Origin of the sequence: Desulfovibrio sp. DV (assembly GCF_001936595.1) — a bacterium.
In the GTDB taxonomy this organism is placed as follows: Bacteria; Desulfobacterota; Desulfovibrionia; order Desulfovibrionales; family Desulfovibrionaceae; genus Solidesulfovibrio.
Genome location: NZ_MLBG01000024.1, coordinates 1 through 20,023, shown reverse-complemented (window position 1 = coordinate 20,023; position 20,023 = coordinate 1). Strand labels below are relative to the sequence as shown.

At 62.2% G+C, this 20,023-nt stretch carries 20 protein-coding genes; 18 read left to right on the top strand and 2 right to left on the bottom strand.

Annotated elements, in window-relative coordinates; all coding sequences use genetic code 11:
- Positions 1 to 35: 35 nt before the first annotated feature.
- From DVDV_RS07975 to DVDV_RS07935, 11 genes are all read left to right on the top strand, one after another.
- Positions 36 to 599 carry a Tfp pilus assembly protein FimT/FimU gene (locus DVDV_RS07975; RefSeq protein ID WP_075354155.1) on the top strand — a complete coding sequence of 188 codons (564 nt, stop codon included), beginning with the start codon at positions 36 to 38 and terminating at the stop codon, positions 597 to 599.
- An 8-nt stretch (positions 600 to 607) separates the two neighbouring features.
- A complete protein-coding gene (locus DVDV_RS21830; RefSeq protein WP_139311558.1) occupies positions 608 to 1,003 on the top strand; it encodes a prepilin-type N-terminal cleavage/methylation domain-containing protein in 396 nt (131 codons plus the stop codon).
- Positions 1,004 to 1,510: a type II secretion system protein gene (locus tag DVDV_RS07970; RefSeq protein ID WP_075354154.1), complete on the top strand. Its 507-nt coding sequence runs from the start codon at positions 1,004 to 1,006 to the stop codon at positions 1,508 to 1,510. It begins immediately after the preceding gene.
- Between the two features lie 17 nt (positions 1,511 to 1,527).
- Complete coding sequence (locus DVDV_RS22180) at positions 1,528 to 3,171, top strand: hypothetical protein (RefSeq protein WP_139311557.1); 1,644 nt, start codon at positions 1,528 to 1,530, stop codon at positions 3,169 to 3,171.
- A 210-nt stretch (positions 3,172 to 3,381) separates the two neighbouring features.
- Positions 3,382 to 4,743 carry a hypothetical protein gene (locus DVDV_RS07965; protein WP_075354153.1) on the top strand — a complete coding sequence of 454 codons (1,362 nt, stop codon included), beginning with the start codon at positions 3,382 to 3,384 and terminating at the stop codon, positions 4,741 to 4,743.
- A gap of 43 nt (positions 4,744 to 4,786) precedes the next feature.
- Entirely contained in the window at positions 4,787 to 5,341 is a 555-nt protein-coding gene (locus DVDV_RS07960; protein WP_075354152.1) for a transglycosylase SLT domain-containing protein, read from the top strand.
- Between the two features lie 116 nt (positions 5,342 to 5,457).
- Entirely contained in the window at positions 5,458 to 5,799 is a 342-nt protein-coding gene (locus tag DVDV_RS07955; protein WP_075354151.1) for a carboxymuconolactone decarboxylase family protein, read from the top strand.
- A gap of 121 nt (positions 5,800 to 5,920) precedes the next feature.
- A complete protein-coding gene (locus DVDV_RS07950) occupies positions 5,921 to 6,397 on the top strand; it encodes a hypothetical protein (protein ID WP_075354150.1) in 477 nt (158 codons plus the stop codon).
- A 22-nt stretch (positions 6,398 to 6,419) separates the two neighbouring features.
- Complete coding sequence (locus tag DVDV_RS07945) at positions 6,420 to 7,373, top strand: nucleoside recognition domain-containing protein (RefSeq protein WP_075354149.1); 954 nt, start codon at positions 6,420 to 6,422, stop codon at positions 7,371 to 7,373.
- A 2-nt stretch (positions 7,374 to 7,375) separates the two neighbouring features.
- Entirely contained in the window at positions 7,376 to 8,521 is a 1,146-nt protein-coding gene (locus DVDV_RS07940; protein WP_075354148.1) for a lytic murein transglycosylase, read from the top strand.
- A gap of 74 nt (positions 8,522 to 8,595) precedes the next feature.
- On the top strand, positions 8,596 to 9,429 hold the full coding sequence (locus DVDV_RS07935; protein ID WP_075354147.1) for a polysaccharide deacetylase family protein: 834 nt from the start codon (positions 8,596 to 8,598) through the stop codon (positions 9,427 to 9,429).
- Between the two features lie 281 nt (positions 9,430 to 9,710).
- Here DVDV_RS07935 and DVDV_RS07930 read toward each other — a convergent pair whose 3' ends face one another.
- A complete protein-coding gene (locus DVDV_RS07930; RefSeq protein ID WP_175577081.1) occupies positions 9,711 to 10,922 on the bottom strand; it encodes a ParA family protein in 1,212 nt (403 codons plus the stop codon).
- A gap of 3 nt (positions 10,923 to 10,925) precedes the next feature.
- Positions 10,926 to 11,381, bottom strand: coding sequence for a hypothetical protein (locus tag DVDV_RS07925; RefSeq protein WP_075354146.1), 456 nt, complete (start codon positions 11,379 to 11,381; stop codon positions 10,926 to 10,928).
- Positions 11,382 to 11,532: 151 nt separating this feature from the next.
- Between DVDV_RS07925 and DVDV_RS07920 the strand changes: the two genes are divergently transcribed.
- The 7 genes from DVDV_RS07920 to DVDV_RS07890 all read left to right on the top strand — a co-directional run bounded on the left by DVDV_RS07920 (position 11,533) and on the right by DVDV_RS07890 (position 19,952).
- Positions 11,533 to 12,915, top strand: coding sequence for an MATE family efflux transporter (locus tag DVDV_RS07920; protein WP_075354145.1), 1,383 nt, complete (start codon positions 11,533 to 11,535; stop codon positions 12,913 to 12,915).
- A gap of 14 nt (positions 12,916 to 12,929) precedes the next feature.
- Complete coding sequence (locus DVDV_RS07915; protein ID WP_075354144.1) at positions 12,930 to 13,619, top strand: ubiquinone/menaquinone biosynthesis methyltransferase; 690 nt, start codon at positions 12,930 to 12,932, stop codon at positions 13,617 to 13,619.
- Between the two features lie 82 nt (positions 13,620 to 13,701).
- Positions 13,702 to 14,304 carry a class I SAM-dependent methyltransferase gene (locus DVDV_RS07910; protein ID WP_075354143.1) on the top strand — a complete coding sequence of 201 codons (603 nt, stop codon included), beginning with the start codon at positions 13,702 to 13,704 and terminating at the stop codon, positions 14,302 to 14,304.
- An 18-nt stretch (positions 14,305 to 14,322) separates the two neighbouring features.
- Positions 14,323 to 15,711: a cytochrome ubiquinol oxidase subunit I gene (locus DVDV_RS07905; protein WP_075354142.1), complete on the top strand. Its 1,389-nt coding sequence runs from the start codon at positions 14,323 to 14,325 to the stop codon at positions 15,709 to 15,711.
- Positions 15,712 to 15,769: 58 nt separating this feature from the next.
- Positions 15,770 to 16,780, top strand: a complete 1,011-nt coding sequence (gene cydB / locus DVDV_RS07900; protein WP_075354141.1) for a cytochrome d ubiquinol oxidase subunit II — start codon at positions 15,770 to 15,772, stop codon at positions 16,778 to 16,780.
- Between the two features lie 4 nt (positions 16,781 to 16,784).
- On the top strand, positions 16,785 to 17,729 hold the full coding sequence (locus DVDV_RS07895) for a UbiA family prenyltransferase (RefSeq protein WP_075354140.1): 945 nt from the start codon (positions 16,785 to 16,787) through the stop codon (positions 17,727 to 17,729).
- 108 nt (positions 17,730 to 17,837) lie between these two features.
- Positions 17,838 to 19,952: a PAS domain S-box protein gene (locus DVDV_RS07890; protein ID WP_075354139.1), complete on the top strand. Its 2,115-nt coding sequence runs from the start codon at positions 17,838 to 17,840 to the stop codon at positions 19,950 to 19,952.
- Positions 19,953 to 20,023 lie beyond the last annotated feature (71 nt).

Here is a 20,023-nt window from a genome sequence, read left to right as displayed (position 1 = left end):
GTGCTTGGAGCAGCGTGGTCTATGGCGGATAAAACATGATTTGTCAAAGTCTTGCAAAGCAACGAGCGGCGCCGGGTGCCGAAAATGCGGGCACACACGGCTTCAGTCTCATGGAGATTGTTGTCGTTTTATTGCTGCTTGGGATTTTGACTGCCGTTGCGATAAGCAAATATTCGACCAACAATATTTCCGCTGCCACGGAAGCCGATCTGTTCAAGGCCAGTTTGCGGTATGCCCAGCAGCGGGCCATGGGCGATATCTCCACCTGGGGTATCACCGTAAACGCAGACGGCCATTCCTATGCCCTCTTCACGAACAATCCGGATTTGAAAACCAGTCCCGTGCTGCCAGGTGTTGGCGCAAACTCACGCACCTTGTCCAACGGCGTGACCATGGCGGTGGGCGATGCCGTGGGGCAGGACATCATTTTCGATTCTCGCGGCCGTCTGGTCGGTACGGGCGGGGCGGGAAATAATGCGGGCAAGGAATACCTGAAAACCGCGCCGCTGGCCGTGTACGGCAAGAATATTACCGTGACATTTACCGGGGATACGGCCAAGGCGATGACGGTTTTCGCCAAAACTGGGTTTGCGCAGTGAGGGTGTCGATGAGCCGGTCTGTAAGTGGATTCACCCTGATTGAAATTATCCTGGCCCTCGTCCTGGCTGGATTGCTGGCATCTCTGGCAGGACCGAACATGGTCGGCTCCTTGGTGGGAAGTTCGAAAGCTCTCCAAGATCTTGGAACAGCCGTGACGTTGCAGTCGACTATGGAAAAAATTGTAAATTGCTATTCAAATAGTACGATGAGTGTTTTTATCGATACCTGTATTCCGAATAATATGGGGTCTGGTTACGCAAAGGATGCTGCAAAATCAGGCTATTGTAAGCTCACGGGTTCAACATTCAGTGTCGATAACACCTTGACTTCTGGTATGTATGCTTTGACTGTAAAAAGCACTGCAACTGGTGAGTCCCTGACAATGCTTTTCCCCGGAAAGTGAATGATGAGAAATCGCAACGGGTTTTCTCTTATCGAAATTATTTGCGTCCTGGTGATATTAGGCGTCCTTGGTTCATTCGCCAGTGTTGGGATCTCTCGGGTCATCAAACTTTACTTGGCCGTCAAGGACACAGATGTGGCGATCCAGCAGGCGCAGGTCGCTATGAATAGACTTTTTATTGAAATAATTTCAGTTGATACGACGGCAACCGCTCATGCATATGTTCTGGATAATCCAGGGGCAGCGACACCGAGCACGACATACAAGATCCCGTCATTGGATGGAGCGACAATTGTTGATAATGTTATTACCTATGTGGCATCAACAAAAACGTTGAACTTGAATGGTGCTCCGCTGTGTCAAAATGTGACAGCTTTTTCTATGCAGAAAGATACATCAGGAACAGGTGTGTCCAGTCTGAAGTATGTAACTGTTGCAATGACTGTGACAGTCAATGGGAAGTCGCAGGTCTTAACTTCTCAAGTTACAATAAAAAATTTGTCATAAGCGGATTTGGTGGCTAAGTGAAGAATATTTATTGGCAATCTTGTTTGGGGAAGCGCTGCCATGGCAGCGTATTATTCGTGGTTATAGGCTCTATTATTGCGTTGAGTGTCCTCGGAGCCGTGATATCGCAGTTAACCGGGTCGAGTTCTTCGAGTGAAGCACAGGAAAACCGCTTTGGTAGTGCATATTATGCTGCGTATTCTGGGTTGCAGTACTTAAAGTATGTAGAAAAAAATCCAAACTATGTATATTCCGACCTGAGTGATTTTATCGCAAAAGTTAATGCAGGGTCGCCTTATACTTTGCCATCAGGCATCGGGCAGTTTCAAATAGTTGTTACACCTGTCGGCGGTAGTACGACAAATTATACTGTGACTACACTTGTTGGAAGTGCAATTAGTTCCTCCGCTAGTTCGCAAGAAAGTAATTTTTTGTTGACCTATTCTGGGCAAAGGACGTTTACAGTAAAGCCACAATCGACACCAACCGGTGCATCAGAATATGTCGTGTTTGCAGGAAATTCTGATGTTGTAATAAGCGGTGATTCTGTTGTCATAGGAAATTTGTATGCTAAATCATTTACATCGCAACAGGCAAATATTACCGGTAGTGTGACGACAAAAAAAGATGCCACTCTTGGCTATTCGACGAAATTAAGCAAGAACCTTTGCAGTGGTGGAAATGTTGTTTTGGATCAAAGCTCTGTCGCCGGAACACTTAATGCACAGGGAAGTTTGCGTATGAAATATAAGTCATCTATTGGATCTGATGCTTTTGTTGGTACATCGTATACGGCAGATGAGAATGTCTCAGTAAACGGGAATCTTAACGTAGGTGCTGTCTCGGCGAGTGATGGGATATTCGGATTTCAAAATTTTTATGGAACGAATGTATATATAAAAAATAACATTACTTTTTCCGGAAATGAAGTTGTAGTGACGAAAAATGCATACGCTGGTAAGACAATCTCTTTGTCTTGGGCTTCAAAAATCCTAGGTGTTGCTGTTGGAAAATCAGTCCAAGTCGGGTCTGGGACGGTTGGTTCAAAAATTGAAACAACGTCATACCCGCCTAATGTCGCTCCAACTGCGCCTTCAATTTGTGCAAATGTGGCTGATCCTTCGCCAAAGGCCAACCTCGTGGCTGGTACTGTGGACAAAGTATCCAACTATGGCGAGGGAAAATTTGGAAAGTCATCTCCGCTTTTGCCAGGGTCTTACAAGAATTTGTCTATTGCCGTCAGTGAACCGCTGACATTGGTCGCTGGTACGTATGTATTCAACAAGATTGACTTAGCATACGGGGCTACACTTAATCTGAATGTCTCAGGTGGTGATATTACTATTTTTAGCATTGGAACAGTAAATGTTGGTAACCTGGATTCTGTGAATGTATCTATTGACGGGACGACGTGGAAAAGCATGTCAACTGTTGGAAATCCCTATGCCGCCCGAGTGTATTTGGAAGCCCATTCCGACATAAATTTTGATTGGGGTGCAGAGTGGTTTGGGACACTGTTCTCAACAGGATCTATAACTTTAGGAGGAAATAATACGCTCATTGGAGCAGTTGTCATGCTCGGAGCGAATAACAATTATAAATGGGACAATGATATTACCTATGTGCCTTCAAACTATGCAATAGCTAATTGGTATCAGTAGGCGGCATTAACAAAATGCTTATATTGATTTGTAAATATTATTTGGTGTTGTCGCTTTTCGTGTTCATAGAGTAGATGAAGTGAGGCTTCGGCATCCCGTACTTTATGTCATAAAATTATTCGCCGCAGGCCCAAAAATAGCATGTGGCGAAATGCATTCGTTAATTGCAATCGAGACTCTTCCCATCCCCCCCTGGAGGCGCATGACGCAATGCGCCAATCCGGCTCATCCCTGCTGCTTGTCATTACGACGCTTCTCGCATTCACCTGTCTTGCCGTAACCGTCTCCTTTCTGACCTCAAGTTCCCAGCGGACTTCACTTGCCTCAATCCACGCTACGAGCGCCTACTACCTGGCCCTCTCCGGCCTCAATTACTGGTCGGCCGGCAAAACCGGCACCTATTCGCTGGCGGACGGTTCCTTCACCCTGTCCCAATCCGGACCGGATGGCGCCGGCTACTATACCGTCACCAGCCTGGGGTGCGTCAATGCAGGCACGGCTGCCGCTGCCAACTGCCAGCTCTCGGCCAGGCGCAAATCGGCAAAGCCGATCAATTTCGACGACGATATAGACGATTTCATCCCGCCAGTCGTCGGCAAAACAGCCAACAACGCCCGGTCCATACTTGTTTTCGACAGTGACCTGCCGGATGCGCCAGGCGGCCTGTCCGATCACGAATGGGCCACGCTGTGGGCCGAAAACGCCTACCGGTATGCCGGCGGCTGGTTGCGCCTGGGCGGCGGGCTGTCGGATTCCAATGGCGCGATCTGGTACGGCGGCGATTACGGCTCCTGCCAAGCCGCCCAATGCCCGGATGGAACCTGCCGGGACGGTGCGTGCACGTTTGGCAAGGGACTGCGCGCCTATTTCGTCTTCACATTCCAGAACTACGACGACAGCGCCGACTCCATGCGGTGCGCCGACGGGTTCACCTTTACCGTGGCCACTGCGGCCAACGACCCGGCCACTGCCGCCGGCGGCCCGGCTTCCGGGTCGCGCGGGGAATACCTTGGCTATTCCGGGCCCGGCCCCTCGGGCCTTGGCATAGCGCCGCCGAAACTCGCCGTCGAGGTGGACACCTACCCCAACACCGGGCAACTGGCTCCGACCATGTCCAACAGCCGGGCGGATGCAAGCTTCGCCAACCATATTGCCGTGGTGTACTGGGGCAGCTCGTCCACAAGCTACGACGACAATACCCACGGAGCCGGCAACGCCCCGGGCAATCCCGGCAAGAACTCAACCGGCTACTACCAACGGGCCAAACCGGCCAGCGGACCCAACTGGCTGGAGGACGGGGCAGCCCATGCCATGCGCCTGGAAATTCACCGCACAAACGACGGCACACGCGGCCGGTACCGCGTCCTGGCCTGGATCGATCCGGGCGGGACAGGCAGCAAGGACGTCAGCGCCGACTACAGCGGCGAATCCCCGCTTCTTGACCATACCGTAAGCCTCGCGCCGTCCGATCACGCCGGTCTGGCCTCGGTTCGCTTTGGCTGGACCGAAGGCACCGGCGGGGAAACCCAGACCGTGGCCATTTACGACTTTTCCCTGGACTTTCGCCACTGACCCAGCGGTTGCCAAAACGCCTGCATCCAAGCACACTCGGCCCATGCCTGCCCTTTACGCCGCCCTTGCCCTGATCTGCCTGCTTGGCGCGTCTGTACCAGCCGCAGCCGAACCTATCTACCAGTACCGCGACGCCAAGGGCGCCATCCACTTAAGCAACCGCAAACTCGACGAGAACTTCCAGCCGTTTGATTACATGCGCTTGCCGGCCGGGACAGACCAGGCCAAAATCGTGCCGTTTATCCGCTACTACTGCCGCCGCCACGGCGTGGACCCCGGACTGGTGCGGGCCATGGTGGAAGTGGAGTCGGGCTTTGCCGTGCGGGCCGTCTCGCCCAAGGGGGCGAGCGGGCTTATGCAGATCATGCCCGGCACCGGCCGCGACCTGGGACTGGCCGACGCCTTTGACGGGGCCAACAACCTTGAGGCCGGCATCCGCTACATGCGCGCCCTGCTCGATGCCTACGGCGATGTGCGTCTGGCCCTGGCCGCTTACAACGCCGGCCCCGGACGGGTCAAAAAGGGCGGCAGCGTGCCCGATATCCCGGAAACCAGGGCCTACGTGGACAAGGTTCTGGCCAGGAGCGGGGTGCGCTGACCTCGACCCCTTCTTGACCGCGCCGGCGTTCTCGGACACCAAGAATCATCCGGGAGCGGTGGGGTCCGTGTTCCCGGCCCACGCCGCCGCGTGGCGGCAAAAAACAGGAGGCCGCAATGGTCGAGAATTGGCAGGAGAAGTTGGGCGAGGCAGTCAAGGCACTGGGCGCGTTGGCCAAGGGCAATCCGGGCATCATGGACGGCTACAAGGCCCTGGACGGAGCCGGGAGCGCCCTTGGCACCCTGGATCTCAAGACCCGGGAACTCATCAGCCTGGCTGTGGCCGCAACCACCCGCTGCGATACCTGCATCGCCGTTCATGCCAAGGCTGCCGTCGAAGCCGGGGCCAGCCGCGAGGAACTCCTCGAAACCCTGGCCGTGGCCATCACCCTCAACACCGGCGCTGCCTTCGTCTATTCCTCGCGTATCCTTGACGCCTACGACGCCTTCGCCAAATAACGCCTCTTCTGGCGGCGGGGGGGCCAAGCCCTCCTGCCGTCATGGACAAATGGCCGGGAAAATGGTTCTGTCGCGGCCGGTTGCGACAGCTGTTGCGGCCGGTACGTCCCCGGAGGCAAAGATGGCGGCGAAAGCGGCGTTGGCGATCCTGGCTCTGACCTTACTCCTTGGCGGTTGCGGCGCGCTGTCTGCAAAACCCGCCTCCTCTGTTGCCCCCGCAACGGCCATGCCCCTGACGGCGGACGCCGTGGCCGCGGTGCGCGCCAAAGTTGCCGCAGCCAAGGCCAAGGCCGGCAAGGCCGAAACCCGTGACGACTACGTGCGGCTGGCCCGAACCGTCTATGTCGCGCCCTGGTCCGGCGACTACTCCGCCGCCGCCACCACCGAGGCCGCCCTGGCAATGGCCAAGTCCGGCAGCCCCATCGCCCGGGAATACCTGGTTATCATGGTCTACGACATCCAGTTGCAAACGGCCATGGAAGGCACGAGCCTTACGGCCGAGGACTGGCGGGCCGTCTATGTCGGCTCCGGCATCATGAGCGATGCCGCCTACGACGCGTATGTGAAAATGGCCCGGGGCAACAAAGTCCTGCCCTAGGCGAAACGGATAGCCAACACCCATGGATATCGCCTTTTCCGCCCTGCCGCGCGCCCTGCGTGCGGTGGTTGTCGATGCCGCACGAATCTGTCTCGATCTGTTCAAGGTCATGGTGCCCATTCTCATCGGCGTGAAGCTTCTCAAGGAGCTTGGCTGGATCGCCTATCTGGCCAAACCGCTGGCTCCGCTCATGAGTCTGGTCGGCCTGCCGCCGGAATGCGGCCTGACCTGGGCCACGGCCATAGCCAACAATCTCTACGCCGGCCTGGCCGTCCACGCCGCCCTGGTCCCGGACATGGCCCCGCTGACCGTGGCCCAGGCGACCGTCATCGCCACCATGATGCTCATTGCCCACAACCTCTTTGTGGAAGGGGCCATAGCCAAGCGCTGCGGCGTGGGGTTCTGGGGCCAGGCCGTGTTGCGACTGGCCGGGGCGCTGGCCTGCGGCATGCTGCTCAACGGCGTTTTTTCGGCCCTGGGCGTTTTTACCGACCCGGCCCCGCTGCTCTTTACCCCCTCGACTGAAGACGGCAGCCTTTGGGCCTGGGCCTTTGGGGAAATAAAGAATCTCGGCATGATCTACTGCGTCATCGCCGCCCTGGTCGGGACCATGCGCCTGCTGGAGACCCTTGGCGTCACCCGAATCTTCGAGGCCGCCCTGCTGCCGTTTTTGCGGCTCATGGGCATTGGCGGCGGTGCGGCCACCATCACCGTCATCGGGCTGGTCATGGGGCTGGCCTATGGCAGCGGGCTTATTTTGCACGACGTGCAAAAGGGCAAGGTGGCCCCGCGCGACGTCTTTTCGGCCATAAGCCTCATGAGCCTGTCCCATGCCCTCATTGAAGACACGCTGCTCATGTATCTCATCGGGGCCAGCCTGTGGGGCACCTTTGTCGGCCGGCTGCTCTTTTCCCTGGCCGTGGTGGCCGTTCTGTCCCGGGTGGCCGCCGGCTTGGCCCGGCCGAGGCTGGCCTGACCATGCGCCCCGGACGCGTGTTTTGGCGCCTGACCCGCGCCGTGGCCCTGCTCCTGGGGCTGGCCGCCCTGGTCCTGGCCCTGGGCGGAGCCCTGGCCGCCTCCACCGTGGACCCGGCCTTTGAGCCGATCCTGACCCGGCTGGCTGCCGACGGGCTGCCGGAAGCGAAATTGCGGCGGCTTTTCTCCCGGGCCGAGATGGTCTTTTCGCCCAAGGCCATGGCTGACAAGCTTTCTGCCCTGTATATGCGCAAGTACGGCCTGCGTCTGGTGGCCGACATCCAGACCCGGCTTATCGCCCTGGGCTGGCATCCGGGGCCGGCCGACGGCAAGCTCGACCGCATGACCCGCTGGTCGATTAGGGCCTATCAGGCCTCGGAAGGCCTGCCGCCGCTTGGCACGGCCACGGAGGCGCTTTTGGCCGAACTCGACAAATCCCCGCACCACGCCCCGGCAGGTCTGGTCTTTCCCGTGTTCCCCACGGCCGAAGTCCACGATGTGGTGCTTTCGGCCGAACGCATGGCCGAGGCCCGGGAATTTTACGAGCGAAACCGCGCCGCCCTGGCCCGGACCCGGCAGAATTACGGCGTGCCCGAAGAGTATCTGGTGGCGCTTTTGGCGGTGGAGACCCGGGTGGGGCGGTATCTTGGCGACGAGGTGGCGGTGGTCAATCTGGCCAGCCTCGTGGCCGGCGAGGACCCGGCCCGGCTGGCCGGCTCGTTCACCTATGAAAAGCCCTCCCCGGACCGTCAGGCCTGGCTCAACCGGAAGGCGCTGGAAAAAGGCGAATGGGCCTACGGCGAACTGCGGGCGCTTTTGCGCTACGCCGACATCCAGGGCATTGATGCACTGTCCATTCCGGGGTCCATTTACGGGGCCATCGGCATCTGCCAGTTCATGCCGTCAAACGCGCTCAAGTACGCCGTGGACGGCAACGGCGACGGCAAGGCCGACCTGTTCGACGTCGAGGACGCCCTGGCCAGCCTCGGCAACATCCTGCGGGCCATGGGCTGGAAGCAACCCATGTCGGACGAGGCCATGCGCAAGGTTTTTTACGGCTATAACCATAGCCAGGTGTACGTGAATACGATTATGGATGCGGCCCGGCGTTTGCGTGACGCCTCTGCCTCTGGTACGACAAAACCATAAAGCGGCCCGTGGCGTACCGTCGGCGTTGGGCCGGGGGAACGAGCGTCAGGGATGTCGCTGCATCGGGGGTGCCCATGCGCGCCAAAGGGCCTTTTTGCGTCGTCGCCCTGGCGACCTGTCTGTTGATCCTTGCTGCGGTGCTGCCTGTCCGGGCAGCCACCATTTTGGTATACCACAGCTTTGGCGTCCGTACCTCCATGTCCATTTCCCTGGCTGCGTTTGAAAGCCAGCTCGATTTTCTGGAAAAAAACGGCAACAAGATCATCGGCATTGACGAACTGGTGCGCGACATCGCCACCGGCCAGAATCCGCCGGACGGGGCGGTGGTCATCGCCATCGACGACGGATGGGCCACGGTGATGCAGGCCTATGCGGTCTTAAAGCGCCGCAATCTGCCCTTTACCCTGTTTTTGCCCATGGCCTACACGGCCAACCAATACTGCAAGGCCACCCTGTCCCAGGCCGACATCGACACGATCAAGACCTATCCCAAGGCGACCTTTGCCGACCACTCCTTCAGCCATTCCCCGAAACTGGCCAAAAGCGAGGAATTTGCCCGGGACGACGTACGCAAGAGCCGCGAACGCTTCCGGCAGGTGCTTGGCTACGACACCAAATACTTTGCCTATCCCTATGGCGCGGTGAGCGAGGCCTATACCCGGCTGTTGCGCGAGGCCGGCTACGAATACCTCTTTGTCACCGGCGACAGTCCGGTCTCGGCCACGACCAGAATCCAGGCCATTCCGCGTATCGCCGCCCACCGTCTGTCCCTGCCGGTCTTGGCCTCGGTGCTGCGCGGCCATGCCGCCATGCTGGCCAAGGCCAAGCAGGCTCCGGCTGCGGCAACCGACAAGACCCTGGTCAGCGCCACCAAGGCGGCCGAGCAGATTCCACGCAACGTGGAGTAGCCGGCAGCCCCGGGCCGGCAACCCCCTCAAATTGCATTCGCTCCCCATTCCCGGAAAAGACGAACCGGACGGCCGCTTTCCACATCCAGTGGGGCGGCCGTCCGGCGTTTGCGCGGCTGGAGCATTTTTTCCCGGGAAAGTGAAATTTTATGGCCTCCCGCCAGTCCCGGGCGGTCGGGCAACACCGTCCCCCCCTTTCCCATGTGGGGGGTCCGGGGGCCTCAGGCCCCCGGCCGCCGGAGGCACTCTTCCTGCCTTCTCTCCCCTCTCCCATTCCTCCCCTATGCGCCCGCCGCGACGCGGTTGGCCAGGGCGCGGTAGTCCTTGGCTCCGGGGGAGCGGGGGGCGAATTCGAAGATGGTGCGGCCTTCGGCCGGCGCTTCGGAGAGTTTGGCGTTGTAGCGCACCGGCGGGCAGATGCGTTCGGGATAAAGCGCGGCCAGTTCGCCGGCCAGGGCGGCCGGGCCGCGCACGCGCTTGTCGAGAAAGGTCGGGACGATATAGGCCAGGGACAGTTCCGGGCGGTAGCGCGACACGGCGGCGAAGCTGCGCAGGAATTCGGAGAATCCTTGCAGCGACATGGCTTCAAGGGCCACCGGCACGAGCACCTCGCGCACGTAAAAAAGCACGTTGACGGTCAGGGCATCCCAGCCCGGGGCGCTGTCCACCACGATCACGTCAAAGCGGGCGTCGAGGGCGGCCAGGGCGTCGTCCAGGGTCCGTTCGCCGCCGAAATCCTTGCGGCTTATAAGGCGTTTGAGCCCGGCCAGCCCCTTGCCGCCGCCAAGCAGCCACAGGTTCTCCCGGGCCTCGATCAGGGCGGTGTCGGCGTCGGCCGAGCCTTCGACGAATTCGGCCAGTCCCTTGGCCGGGGCCACGCCCAGGGCAAAGGCGCACTGGCCCTGGGTGTCGGCGTCGATGAGCAGCACGCGCTTGCCCAGGCCGGCCAGTCCGGCGGCCAGATTGACGGCGGTGGTGGTCTTGCCCACGCCGCCTTTGCTGAGCATCACGCCGATACGCCGGGCCTTGGCCGTTTTCGGGGCAGGCAGCCGGCAGGGGGCCGGTTCGGCGGCGAGCTGGCTTTTGATGGAGCGAAGCGCCGCAGCGGCAGCCTGCTCCTCGGCGGCATCGGGTTCGGCCAGGATGGGCGGCCCGGTCTCTTCCTCGGTGTCTGCCGCCGGGGCCAGGGCCGGGGCGGCTTTGGCGACAGAGGCAGCCGGGGCGGCCGGAGCGGTTGCGGCCAACGGGGCGGCGTTTGTCCGGGTGACAGCCTGGACACTTCGTTCCACCATGGTCGGGCGTTCGAACACGCCGTGGGGGCGCTCGAAGCGAAGGACCGGGGCGGTTGCGGGTGTCGCCTGGGCCGGTTCGGGGCGGCGCATGGTGAAGCGGCGGTGGCACTTGGCGCAAGTGACGCCGGCAGTGGCCTGGCCTTCCGGGACATCCTGCCTGGCCCGGCAGAAGGGGCAGATGGCGAACAGGGCGGTTTCCATGGGTCAGCCTCCGGTCTTGGGCGGGGTGGACGCAGCCTGCGGCAGCAGGCGGCAGGCGAGCGGGCTGTCGGGGCCGGCCGCTTCAAAGGCGTCGCAGGCCAGGGTCAGGGCGGCCTCCAACACGGCGGACTTGCTGATGCGCCGGGCCCGTCCGGGAAGGTTTGGGCGGGCCAGGGCATTGAGGGCGGTGCGGGCTGATTCCAGGCGGCCGACCGCTTCGGCTTCGAAATAGTGGGTGGCCTTGCGCTTGGGCTGGCGGGGCTTGGCTTTGGCCGGCAGGGGGAGCAGGGTGGGGCCGGCCGGGGAGAGGGCCGGACTCCTGGCCGCTTTGGCCGGCACGGGGGCGGCGGCCCGGCGGATGAGCTGCTCCAGGGCCTGTTGCCCGGGGTAGGGCGTGGTATCGTCGGCGCACAGCAGGAGGTCCATGATGTCGGTTGCGGCCGGTGGGGCGGATGGCATGGTCGGCTCCTCGGTTTGACCCCGGACGTCGGTCCGGCTCCTTGACGCCAAGCAAAAACTCTGCCAAGACCCCCACCCTCGAACAGACCGCCGGCATTCGGCCCGGTCCTTGTAATCCGGCCCCGTATTTTCGGGACCAGCGGAGACGTATATGAAACGCTGGCACGGTCCGGGCGGCATCGCCCATGTGTTGCGGCTGGGGTTGCCGCTGTTGGCCGGCATGGGGTCGCTAACGGCCATGCATCTGACCGACCGCATCTTTCTTGGCTGGTATTCCCAGGACGCCCTGGCGGCGTCCCTGCCGGCCGGTGTGACCTTTTTCCTGCTCACCTCGTTTTTCCTCGGCACGGCCGGCTATGCCGGGGTGCTGGTGGCCCAGCATGTCGGGGCTGGCCTCGCCGCCATGGTTGGCCGGGTGGTCTGGCAGGGCATCTATTTCGCCTTGCTGTCCTTTGTGCCGCTGACCCTGCTGGCCCTGGCCGCCGGGCCGATCTTCGAGGCCATGGGGCATCCCCGGGACGTGCGCCATCTGGAGGTCATCTATTACCGGGTGCTGATGCTCGGGGCCGGGATGATGGTGCTTGAGGCCGCGCTGGCCGCCTTTTTCAGCGGCCGGGGGCTCACACGCGTCATCATGTTCGTCAATTTCGGCGGAGCGCTCCTCAATATCCCGCTCAATTACGTGCTCATCTTTGGCAAGCTCGGGCTGCCGGCCATGGGCGTGGCCGGATCGGCCCTGGCCACGGTCATGGCCTGGACAAGCATGGCCGCCGTCTACTGCCTGCTGATTTTCACCCGGGACAACGACAAGCTTTACGGCGTCTTTCGGAACTTTCGCTTCGACGGCGGGCTTTTTTCCCGGCTGGTGCGGCTGGGGATGCCGGGCGGAGCCCAGGTCTTTCTGGACGTGTTTGCGGCCATGGTCTTTATTGCCCTGTCCGGCCGCCTGGGGCGGGCCGAGCTGACGGCCACGAGCATCGTCCTTTCGGCCAACACGCCGGCCTTTTTGCCGCTGATCGGCCTGTCCCAGGGGCTGGCCGTCATTGTCGGGCAGGCCATGGGGGCCGGGAAGCCGGCCGAGGCCGTGCGGGCCGCCGGCAGCGCCGTGCGCGTCATGGCCGTCTACATGGCCGTCATGGCCGTGATCTTTTTGTCCGTGCCCGACCAACTGGCCCAGATCTTTCGGCCAAACGACGCCGACGCCACCTTTGCCGACGCCGTGGCCCTGTGCCGGCCGCTTTTCGCCTGGGCCGCGGTCCTCGGGTGTTGCGACATCGTCATCCACATGGCCTTTGGTGTGCTCCGGGGAGCCGGCGACACCCGCTACCTCATGTGGGCCGCGGCCGCCGTGTCCGTTTTCGCCCTGGTGGTCCCGGCCGTTGCCGCCGTGGCCTACGGCTGGGTCGGGGTGGTCGGGTTGTGGGGCCTTTTCGCCTTTTACGCCGCAGTCATGGCCGTGGTCTTGTGGTTGCGCTACCGGGGCCGGGCATGGCAAACCTTGCGACTGGTCAAACCGGCCGGCAACGGCCGCTAACTTCGGGGGAATCCATGCGCGACACCCTGGTGCGGCGGATGTTTGAGGACATCGCCTTTTCCTACGATTTCCAAAATAGCGCCCTGTCGCTTGGCATCGACATCTGGTGGCGCCGGGTGCTGGTCGGGATGCTTGAGCCGACCAGCGGCATCGTCCTTGACGCGGCCACGGGCACGGGCGAGGTGGCCCTGGCCATCCGCCGCCGCCGGCCGCGCCTGACCGTGGTCGGCCTGGATTTCTCCCCGGCCATGCTGGCCGTGGCCCGGGCCAAGAGCGAGCGCAAGCATGTCTCGGGCTACCATCTGGGCGTGGCCGACTGCCGCGACGTGCCCCTGGCCGACGCCAGCGTCGCCGCCGTGACCATGGCCTTTGGCATCCGCAACATTGCCGAGCGGGTGGCGGTCATGCGCGAATTCCACCGGGTGCTTGTTCCGGGCGGGCAGATGCACATCATGGAATTCGGCATCCCCCGAAACGCCCTGGCCGCGGCCCTGTATCGCTTCTATTTCGATCGCATCCTGCCGCCGGTGGGCAATTTCCTGTCGCGCACCGATTACGCCTATAGCTACTTGGTCGAGTCCGTGGACGCCTTCCCCCGCGACCCCGATTTCCTGGCCCAGATGGCCGAAGCCGGCTTTGGCCAGTGCCGCGTCACCGACCTCACCTGCGGCGTGGCCCGCATCTTCACAGGACGCAAGGGCTAGCCGGCAATAGAGATTTCCCTTGACAGTGCCCCCGCCTGTCTGGTGCAACATGGGAGACTGACAGCTTAAGCAGAGGGGCATAATGGAAGTGAACTGGCCGGAACGGTTTTATTGTCGCAGCTTCGTACGCAAAATCGCCCAATGGCGGGAAGTGTCCTATTTCCGCGCCACCCATCCCATCCCGCCCGGGGCCAGGGTGCTGGAAATCGGCTGCGGCGACGGCGGCGGGGCCGGCATCTTTGCCCGGCGTTTTGCCCCGTCGCTCTACCACGGCCTGGACGTGGACCCGGCCATGGTCAAGGTGGCGGCCGGCCGGCGCCAGGGGCCGGACTGGGACAACCGCCTGTTTGTCCTTGGCGACGCCGAACGGCTGCCCTATCCGGACGCCGCCTTTGATGCCGTGGTCAACTTCGGCATCATCCACCATCTGCCCGACTGGCGGCGCGGCGTGGCCGAAGTGGCCCGGGTGCTGCGGCCGGGGGGCGCGTTTTATTTCGAGGAAATCTATCCGCCGCTCTATGCCAACCCCTTGTTCCGGATTATCCTGGCCCACCCGAGGGAAAACCGGTTCCATGGCCCCGAGTTCCGGGCCGCCCTGGCCGATGAAGGGCTGACCCTGTTGCCGGGATTCCACGAATCGTGTCTGTTTATCCTCGGTGTGGCCATCAAAACCGCGCGCCCCTAACCGGGCCTGGGAGCCGCCATGGACTACCTGACTGATCCGCTCCTGCTGTCCCGGTTGCAGTTCGCCCTGACCACGGCCTTTCACATCACCTTCCCGACCCTGACCATCGGGCTTGGCGTCTATCTCGTTTTTATCGAGTACCTGTGGCTTAAAACCCACGACCTCGTTTATTTTCGCCAGTTTCGGTTCTGGTCCGGGCTTTTTGCCGTCAATTTCGCCGTGGGCGTGGTCTCCGGCATCCCGCTGGAATTCCAGTTCGGGGCCAACTGGGGGCCGTTTTCGGCCACGGTCGGCAACTTCTTCGGCCAGATCCTCGGCTTTGAGGGCACCATGGCCTTCATGCTGGAATCGGCCTTCCTCTACATCATGCTCTTTGGCTGGAAACGCGTCGGCCCCAGGATGCACTTTTTCGCCACCATCATGGTGGCCTTTGCCGCCTCGCTGTCGGCCTTCTGGATTCTTGTGGCCAATTCCTGGATGCAGACCCCGTCCGGCGGCCATGTCGCAAACGGCATCTTCGTGGTGGACGACTATCTGGCCGCCGTCTTTTCCCCGGACCTGCCCCTGGCCTTCACCCACATGTATCTGGCCTGCCTGAGCGTTTCGCTGTTCGTCATCGGCGCGGTGTCCGGAGTGAACATCCTCCTTGGCCGGCATCCGGCCTTCTTCCTGCGCTCGTTTAAATTCGCCGCCGTAGCCGCCCTGGTCGTGACCCCGCTGCAGGCCTTTGTCGGGGACCTAAACGGCCAGGAGATCGGCCGTCTCCAGCCGGCCAAGGTGGCGGCCATCGAGTCCCACTGGGACACCAACAAGCCCGGAGAAGGCGCGGCCTGGAACATGCTGGCCTGGCCCGATCCGGCCAACGAACGCAACTATTTTGAAATCTCCATCCCCTATGCGTTAAGCCTGCTCATCACCCATTCGCCGACCGGCATCGTGCCCGGACTCAAGGATTTTCCCAGGCAGGACCGGCCGCCCATCGTGCTGCCCTTTTATTCCTTCCGCCTCATGGTGGGCGTTGGCGGCATGATGGTCGCCGTCATGGCCTGGACCCTTTGGTGGTGGCGGCGCGGCCGGCTCACCCCCGGGCGCGCGGCGGAAAACAAGCCCCTCTATCTGGCCTGGGTGCTCATGGCCGCCGGGGCCTATCTGGCCGTGGTCATGGGCTGGGTCACCCGCGAGGTCGGGCGGCAGCCCTGGCTGGTTTACGGCCTCATCCGCACCGAGGGCGGCCATTCGGCCAACCTGTCGGCCACCGAAGTGGGCCTGTCCCTGGCCGGGTTCATCGCGGCCTATACGCTCCTGGGGGCCGCCTTCCTCTTTTTCATGGGCCGGCTTCTGCGCAAGGGGCCCAATATGGACGAAATGCCTCCTGCCGGCCATCTGCCCGGGCGCACGGCCGGTTAGTGCGCATGTTACCTTGTGACCATCGGGCATACCACGGACAGACCCAAAGGCGGCAGAGATGGACGCATTCATGACCCTGGCCGATGTCTGGTACTGGATACTGGCCTTTTTGCTGTGGCTCTACGTCTTCACCGACGGCTTTGATCTGGGTATCGGCATCCTGTGCCTGCTTGAGAAAAGCGAAGCCCGGCAAAGCGTCATGATCGAAACCATCGAGGGTGTGTGGCACGCCAACCAGACCTGGCTGGTCATGCTTGGCGGTGTGCTTTTTGGTGCGTTCCCGCTGGTCTACGGCACGGTGCTGGCCGCGTTGTACCTGCCGGCCGGGTTCCTGCTGTTTGCGCTCATGGCCCGGGGCATCGGCATCGAATACCGGGCCGAGGTCGCGGACAAGCGCTTTTGGACCAGGACCTTCGGCTGGGGCAGCGTGGCCGTCACCGTGGCCCACGGCATCCTGCTCGGAGCCATCCTGCAGGGCATGGCCTTTGACGGCCTGCGCTACGTCGGCGGCGTCTTTGACTGGTTTTCGCCCTTCACCATCCTGGTGACCGCCACGCTGCTGTGCCTCTATCCCATGTTCGCTGCCGCCTGGCTGGTCCTTAAGACCGAGGGCGGACTGCAGGACGCCGCCCGGTTGTGGGGCCTGCGCTTCGGCTCGGGGGCCGTGGGCTGCCTGGTGCTGCTGGTGGGCTACATCGCCCTGGACGGCCGTCTCGGCCATCTGGTCGGCCGTCCGGGAGCATCCGGGCTGTCGCCGGCGTTCATCCTGCTCCTGGTCGTGGCCGTGCTCAATGCCGCCCTCTATTTCCGGGCGCTCGGCAAGGGCTGGGAGCGCCGGCCGCTCATGTACTGCGCCTCCATGCTGTTTTTCGTCTTTCTGGCCTTTGGCACGAGCCTTTTCCCCATGATCGTGCCGCCGGGCGTCACCGCCGCCATAGCGGCCTCGCCGGAGCCCATGCTGCGCATCATGCTCTACGTCATCGGCGGCTTCATGCCGGTGGTCCTTTTTTACAATGCCTACCAGTACCGGGTGTTTCGCGGCAAGGCGGTCCCGGAAGACGAGGTCTAGCCGTTTGAAATCCGCTTCCTGCGCCGCTCCCCAAGGCCAGGGCTTTGTCCTGACCGTCTATCTGGCCCTGTCCCGCACACCGCACGGCCTGCTCGATCTGGCCGGGCCGTTTTGCGCGGCCCTGCTGTGCCGGGGCGTCATGCCGCCGCTGTCCGTGGTGGTGCTCGGCATCGTCACGGTCTTTGCCGGCTACACCGCCGTCTACGCCTTAAACGACATCGTGGATTACCGCTCCGACAAGCGCCAGCTCGAAGGCAGCGGCGAGGACGCGCGGGCCAACTACCTTGATGCGGCCTTCATCCGCCATCCCCTGGCCCGTGGCTGCCTGTCCCTGCCCGGAGCCATCGTCTGGTTCGTCCTGTGGACCCTGGTGGCCTTTGCCGGGGCCTATGCCTTAAATCCGGTCTGCGCCGTGCTGCTCATCGTCGGCTGCCTGCTCGAAACCGCCTACTGCCTGCTGTTGACCGTCACCCACCTGCGCGCCCTTATTAACGGTGTGGTCAAGGCGCTCGGCCCCCTGGCCGCAGCCTATGCCGTGGTCCCGGACCCCTCGCCCTGGTTCCTCCTCGGCCTTTTTGCCTGGGTTTTCACCTGGGAAATCGGCGGCCAGAACATCCCCGCCGACTGGCACGACGCCAGCCGCGATGCCCTGACCGGCGCGCGCACCATGCCCGTGGTCCTGGGCTACGCCAAAGCCAGCCGTTTGGCCGTGGCCATGCTGGCGGCCAGCCTCGTCCTGTCCCTGCCGCTTTTGGCCGCCTCGCCCCTGGCCGTGTCCTGGCCGCTGACCCTGGCTGCCTGCCTCGGCGGGGCCTGGCTCATGCTGCCCCCGGCCGTGCGGCTGGCCAAAAGCCTTGATGATGCCCAGGCCGCCGCCCTGTTCAACCGGGCCAGCACCTATCCGGCCCTGGTCCTGGTCGTCCTTATCGTGCATCTGCTCATCCGGTAAGAGACACGCCGTCCCATACCCGTTTGTGCCATTTGACGCTTCCGGGAAATGCGGCAATACTCCTTGCATCGGAGTCCCCCTTGCGGTTCGATAGCCTGGAGCACACGCATGGAGCCATCCCAGCCCTTCGCCATCCCCTGGACATCCACGCTGGCGACCCTGCTCTCCCGCAGCGAGACCTGGCTCATGGAGCGTGTCCTGGCCTATGCCAAGACCCACGGCTACACGGCCTTCACCTCGACCCTGGTCGAAGCCTGGCGGGTGTCCGTGGTCGGGCTCACCGAAGCCATGACCGCAGCGCTTAAAAGCCATGACGGCCGGCCCGGTGAATATCCGCTCATCCCCGACGCATCCGAGGACCCCATTGCCGCTTTCGCCGTCCACGAAGCGGCCGTGCATCGCCACCGCGGCGTGACCCTTCCCATGTTCTGGGGGATGCTCAAATACTACAAGCGGGCCTACCTCGATCTGGTGGATGCGGTGGATGAACTGCCGCGCGTCCACCACGCCGCTGCCCGGGACTTCGTCGCCGACTGTTTCGAGCGCATGGAATACACCTTCGTCCTGCGCTGGAACGAACTGTCCGGGCAGGAGGCCCAGGACGCCCTGGCCCGGGAAAATCTCACCCTGACGAATGAAAAAAACAAATACCTCACGGTGTTTGAATCCATTCCACACGGACTGTTCCTGCTCGATGCGGCCGGACGGGTGGAGAATTGCAATGCTGTCGCCCTGGGCATGATCGGCTTTGTCGGCGGGGCCGGGGCGGTGTACTATGAGGCCGCCAAGCCGAAAAAAACCGACAGTTGCCAGGACACCCTCGGCCGCCCCCTGGCCGAGCTTCTCCCCTGGCTGGAGCCGGCCTTGGCCGAATTCCGGGATTCCCATGGTGACCGCGTGGAGATCGAGAAGACTGTCGGCCCCGGCGACAGCGCCCGGCAGTACAACGTTGCCATCCAACGGCTGCGCGACGTCTCCGGTAAATTCACCGGCAAGGTCGTGCTGTGCCGTGACGTCACCGACCGCCGCAAAACCGAAATCGCCCTGGCCCAAAGCCAGGAGCTCTACCGGACGCTCATTGACCTCATGCACCAGGGCGTGGCCATCCTGTCCGCCGAAGGACGTATTGATTTCGCCAACCAGACCCTGTGCGACATGCTTGGCCACCCCATGTGCGACATCGTCGGACAACCAGCCACAAATTTCATCCGGGAAGAAGAACGGGCCCGATTCCTCCAATCCCTGCTTAGCCGCCAGGACCGGCAGTCCGATCCCTACGAACTGTCCCTGCGCCGCGCCGACGGCCGGCTCGTCATCGTCATGGTCTCGCCCTCGCCGCTGATCGGCCCCGACGGCGACTACCAAGGGTCGCTTGAAGTCCTCACCGACGTCAGCCAACTGCGGCAACTCGAAATGCAACTCGCCACCGCCAAACGCCTGGAAGCCATCGGCCAGCTCGCCGGCGGCGTGGCCCATGAAATCAATACCCCCCTGCAATACCTCTCCGGCAACCTGGAGTTCGCCCAATCCAACCTCGTCCGGCTCGTCGAACTGCTCGACCGGTACGAAGTCGTCCTGCATCAGGCCGAGTGTGGCCAGGACCTGGAAAATGCCCTCCAGGCCATCGAAACCTTCAAACACGAACACGACATGGAGATGGTGCTGGCCGAACTGCCGTTGGCCCTGGAAGAAAGCCGGCTCGGAGCCGAACGGGTCGCCGCTTTCGTGCGCACCATCAAACGCTTCGCCCAGTCCGAAGCCACCGGCCGGCGCAGCATCGATGTCAACGAAGCCATCCTGGCCACCGTCGAAGTGGCCAAAAGCATCCAGGAATACCCCGTCACCATGGAAACCGATCTGGCCGAAAACCTGCCGCAATTGCCCTGCGTGCCCGGCGATTTCAACCAGCTCCTGCTGTGTCTGCTCTTAAACGCCACCCAGGCCAGCGAACACAACCAGACGCCCAATACCGTCATCCGCGTCGGCAGCCGCCTCGAAGGCAAGACCATCGCCGTCACCGTGGCCGACTCGGGAACAGGTATCCCGCTCGATATCCAGGATAAAATCTTCAATCCCTTCTTCACCACCAAAGGTGTCGGACACGGCGGCGGCCAGGGGCTCTCCATTGCGCTGTCCATCATCCAGAAGCACAACGGCTCCATCCACTTCGCCTCCGAACCCGGCCACGGCACGACCTTCCACGTGGCGTTCCCCTTGGAGTAACCAAGGCACACAGGACGCTGCCCTGCCGGGGCGCTGCCCCGGACCCTGCCGGGGCGCTGCCCCGGACCCCG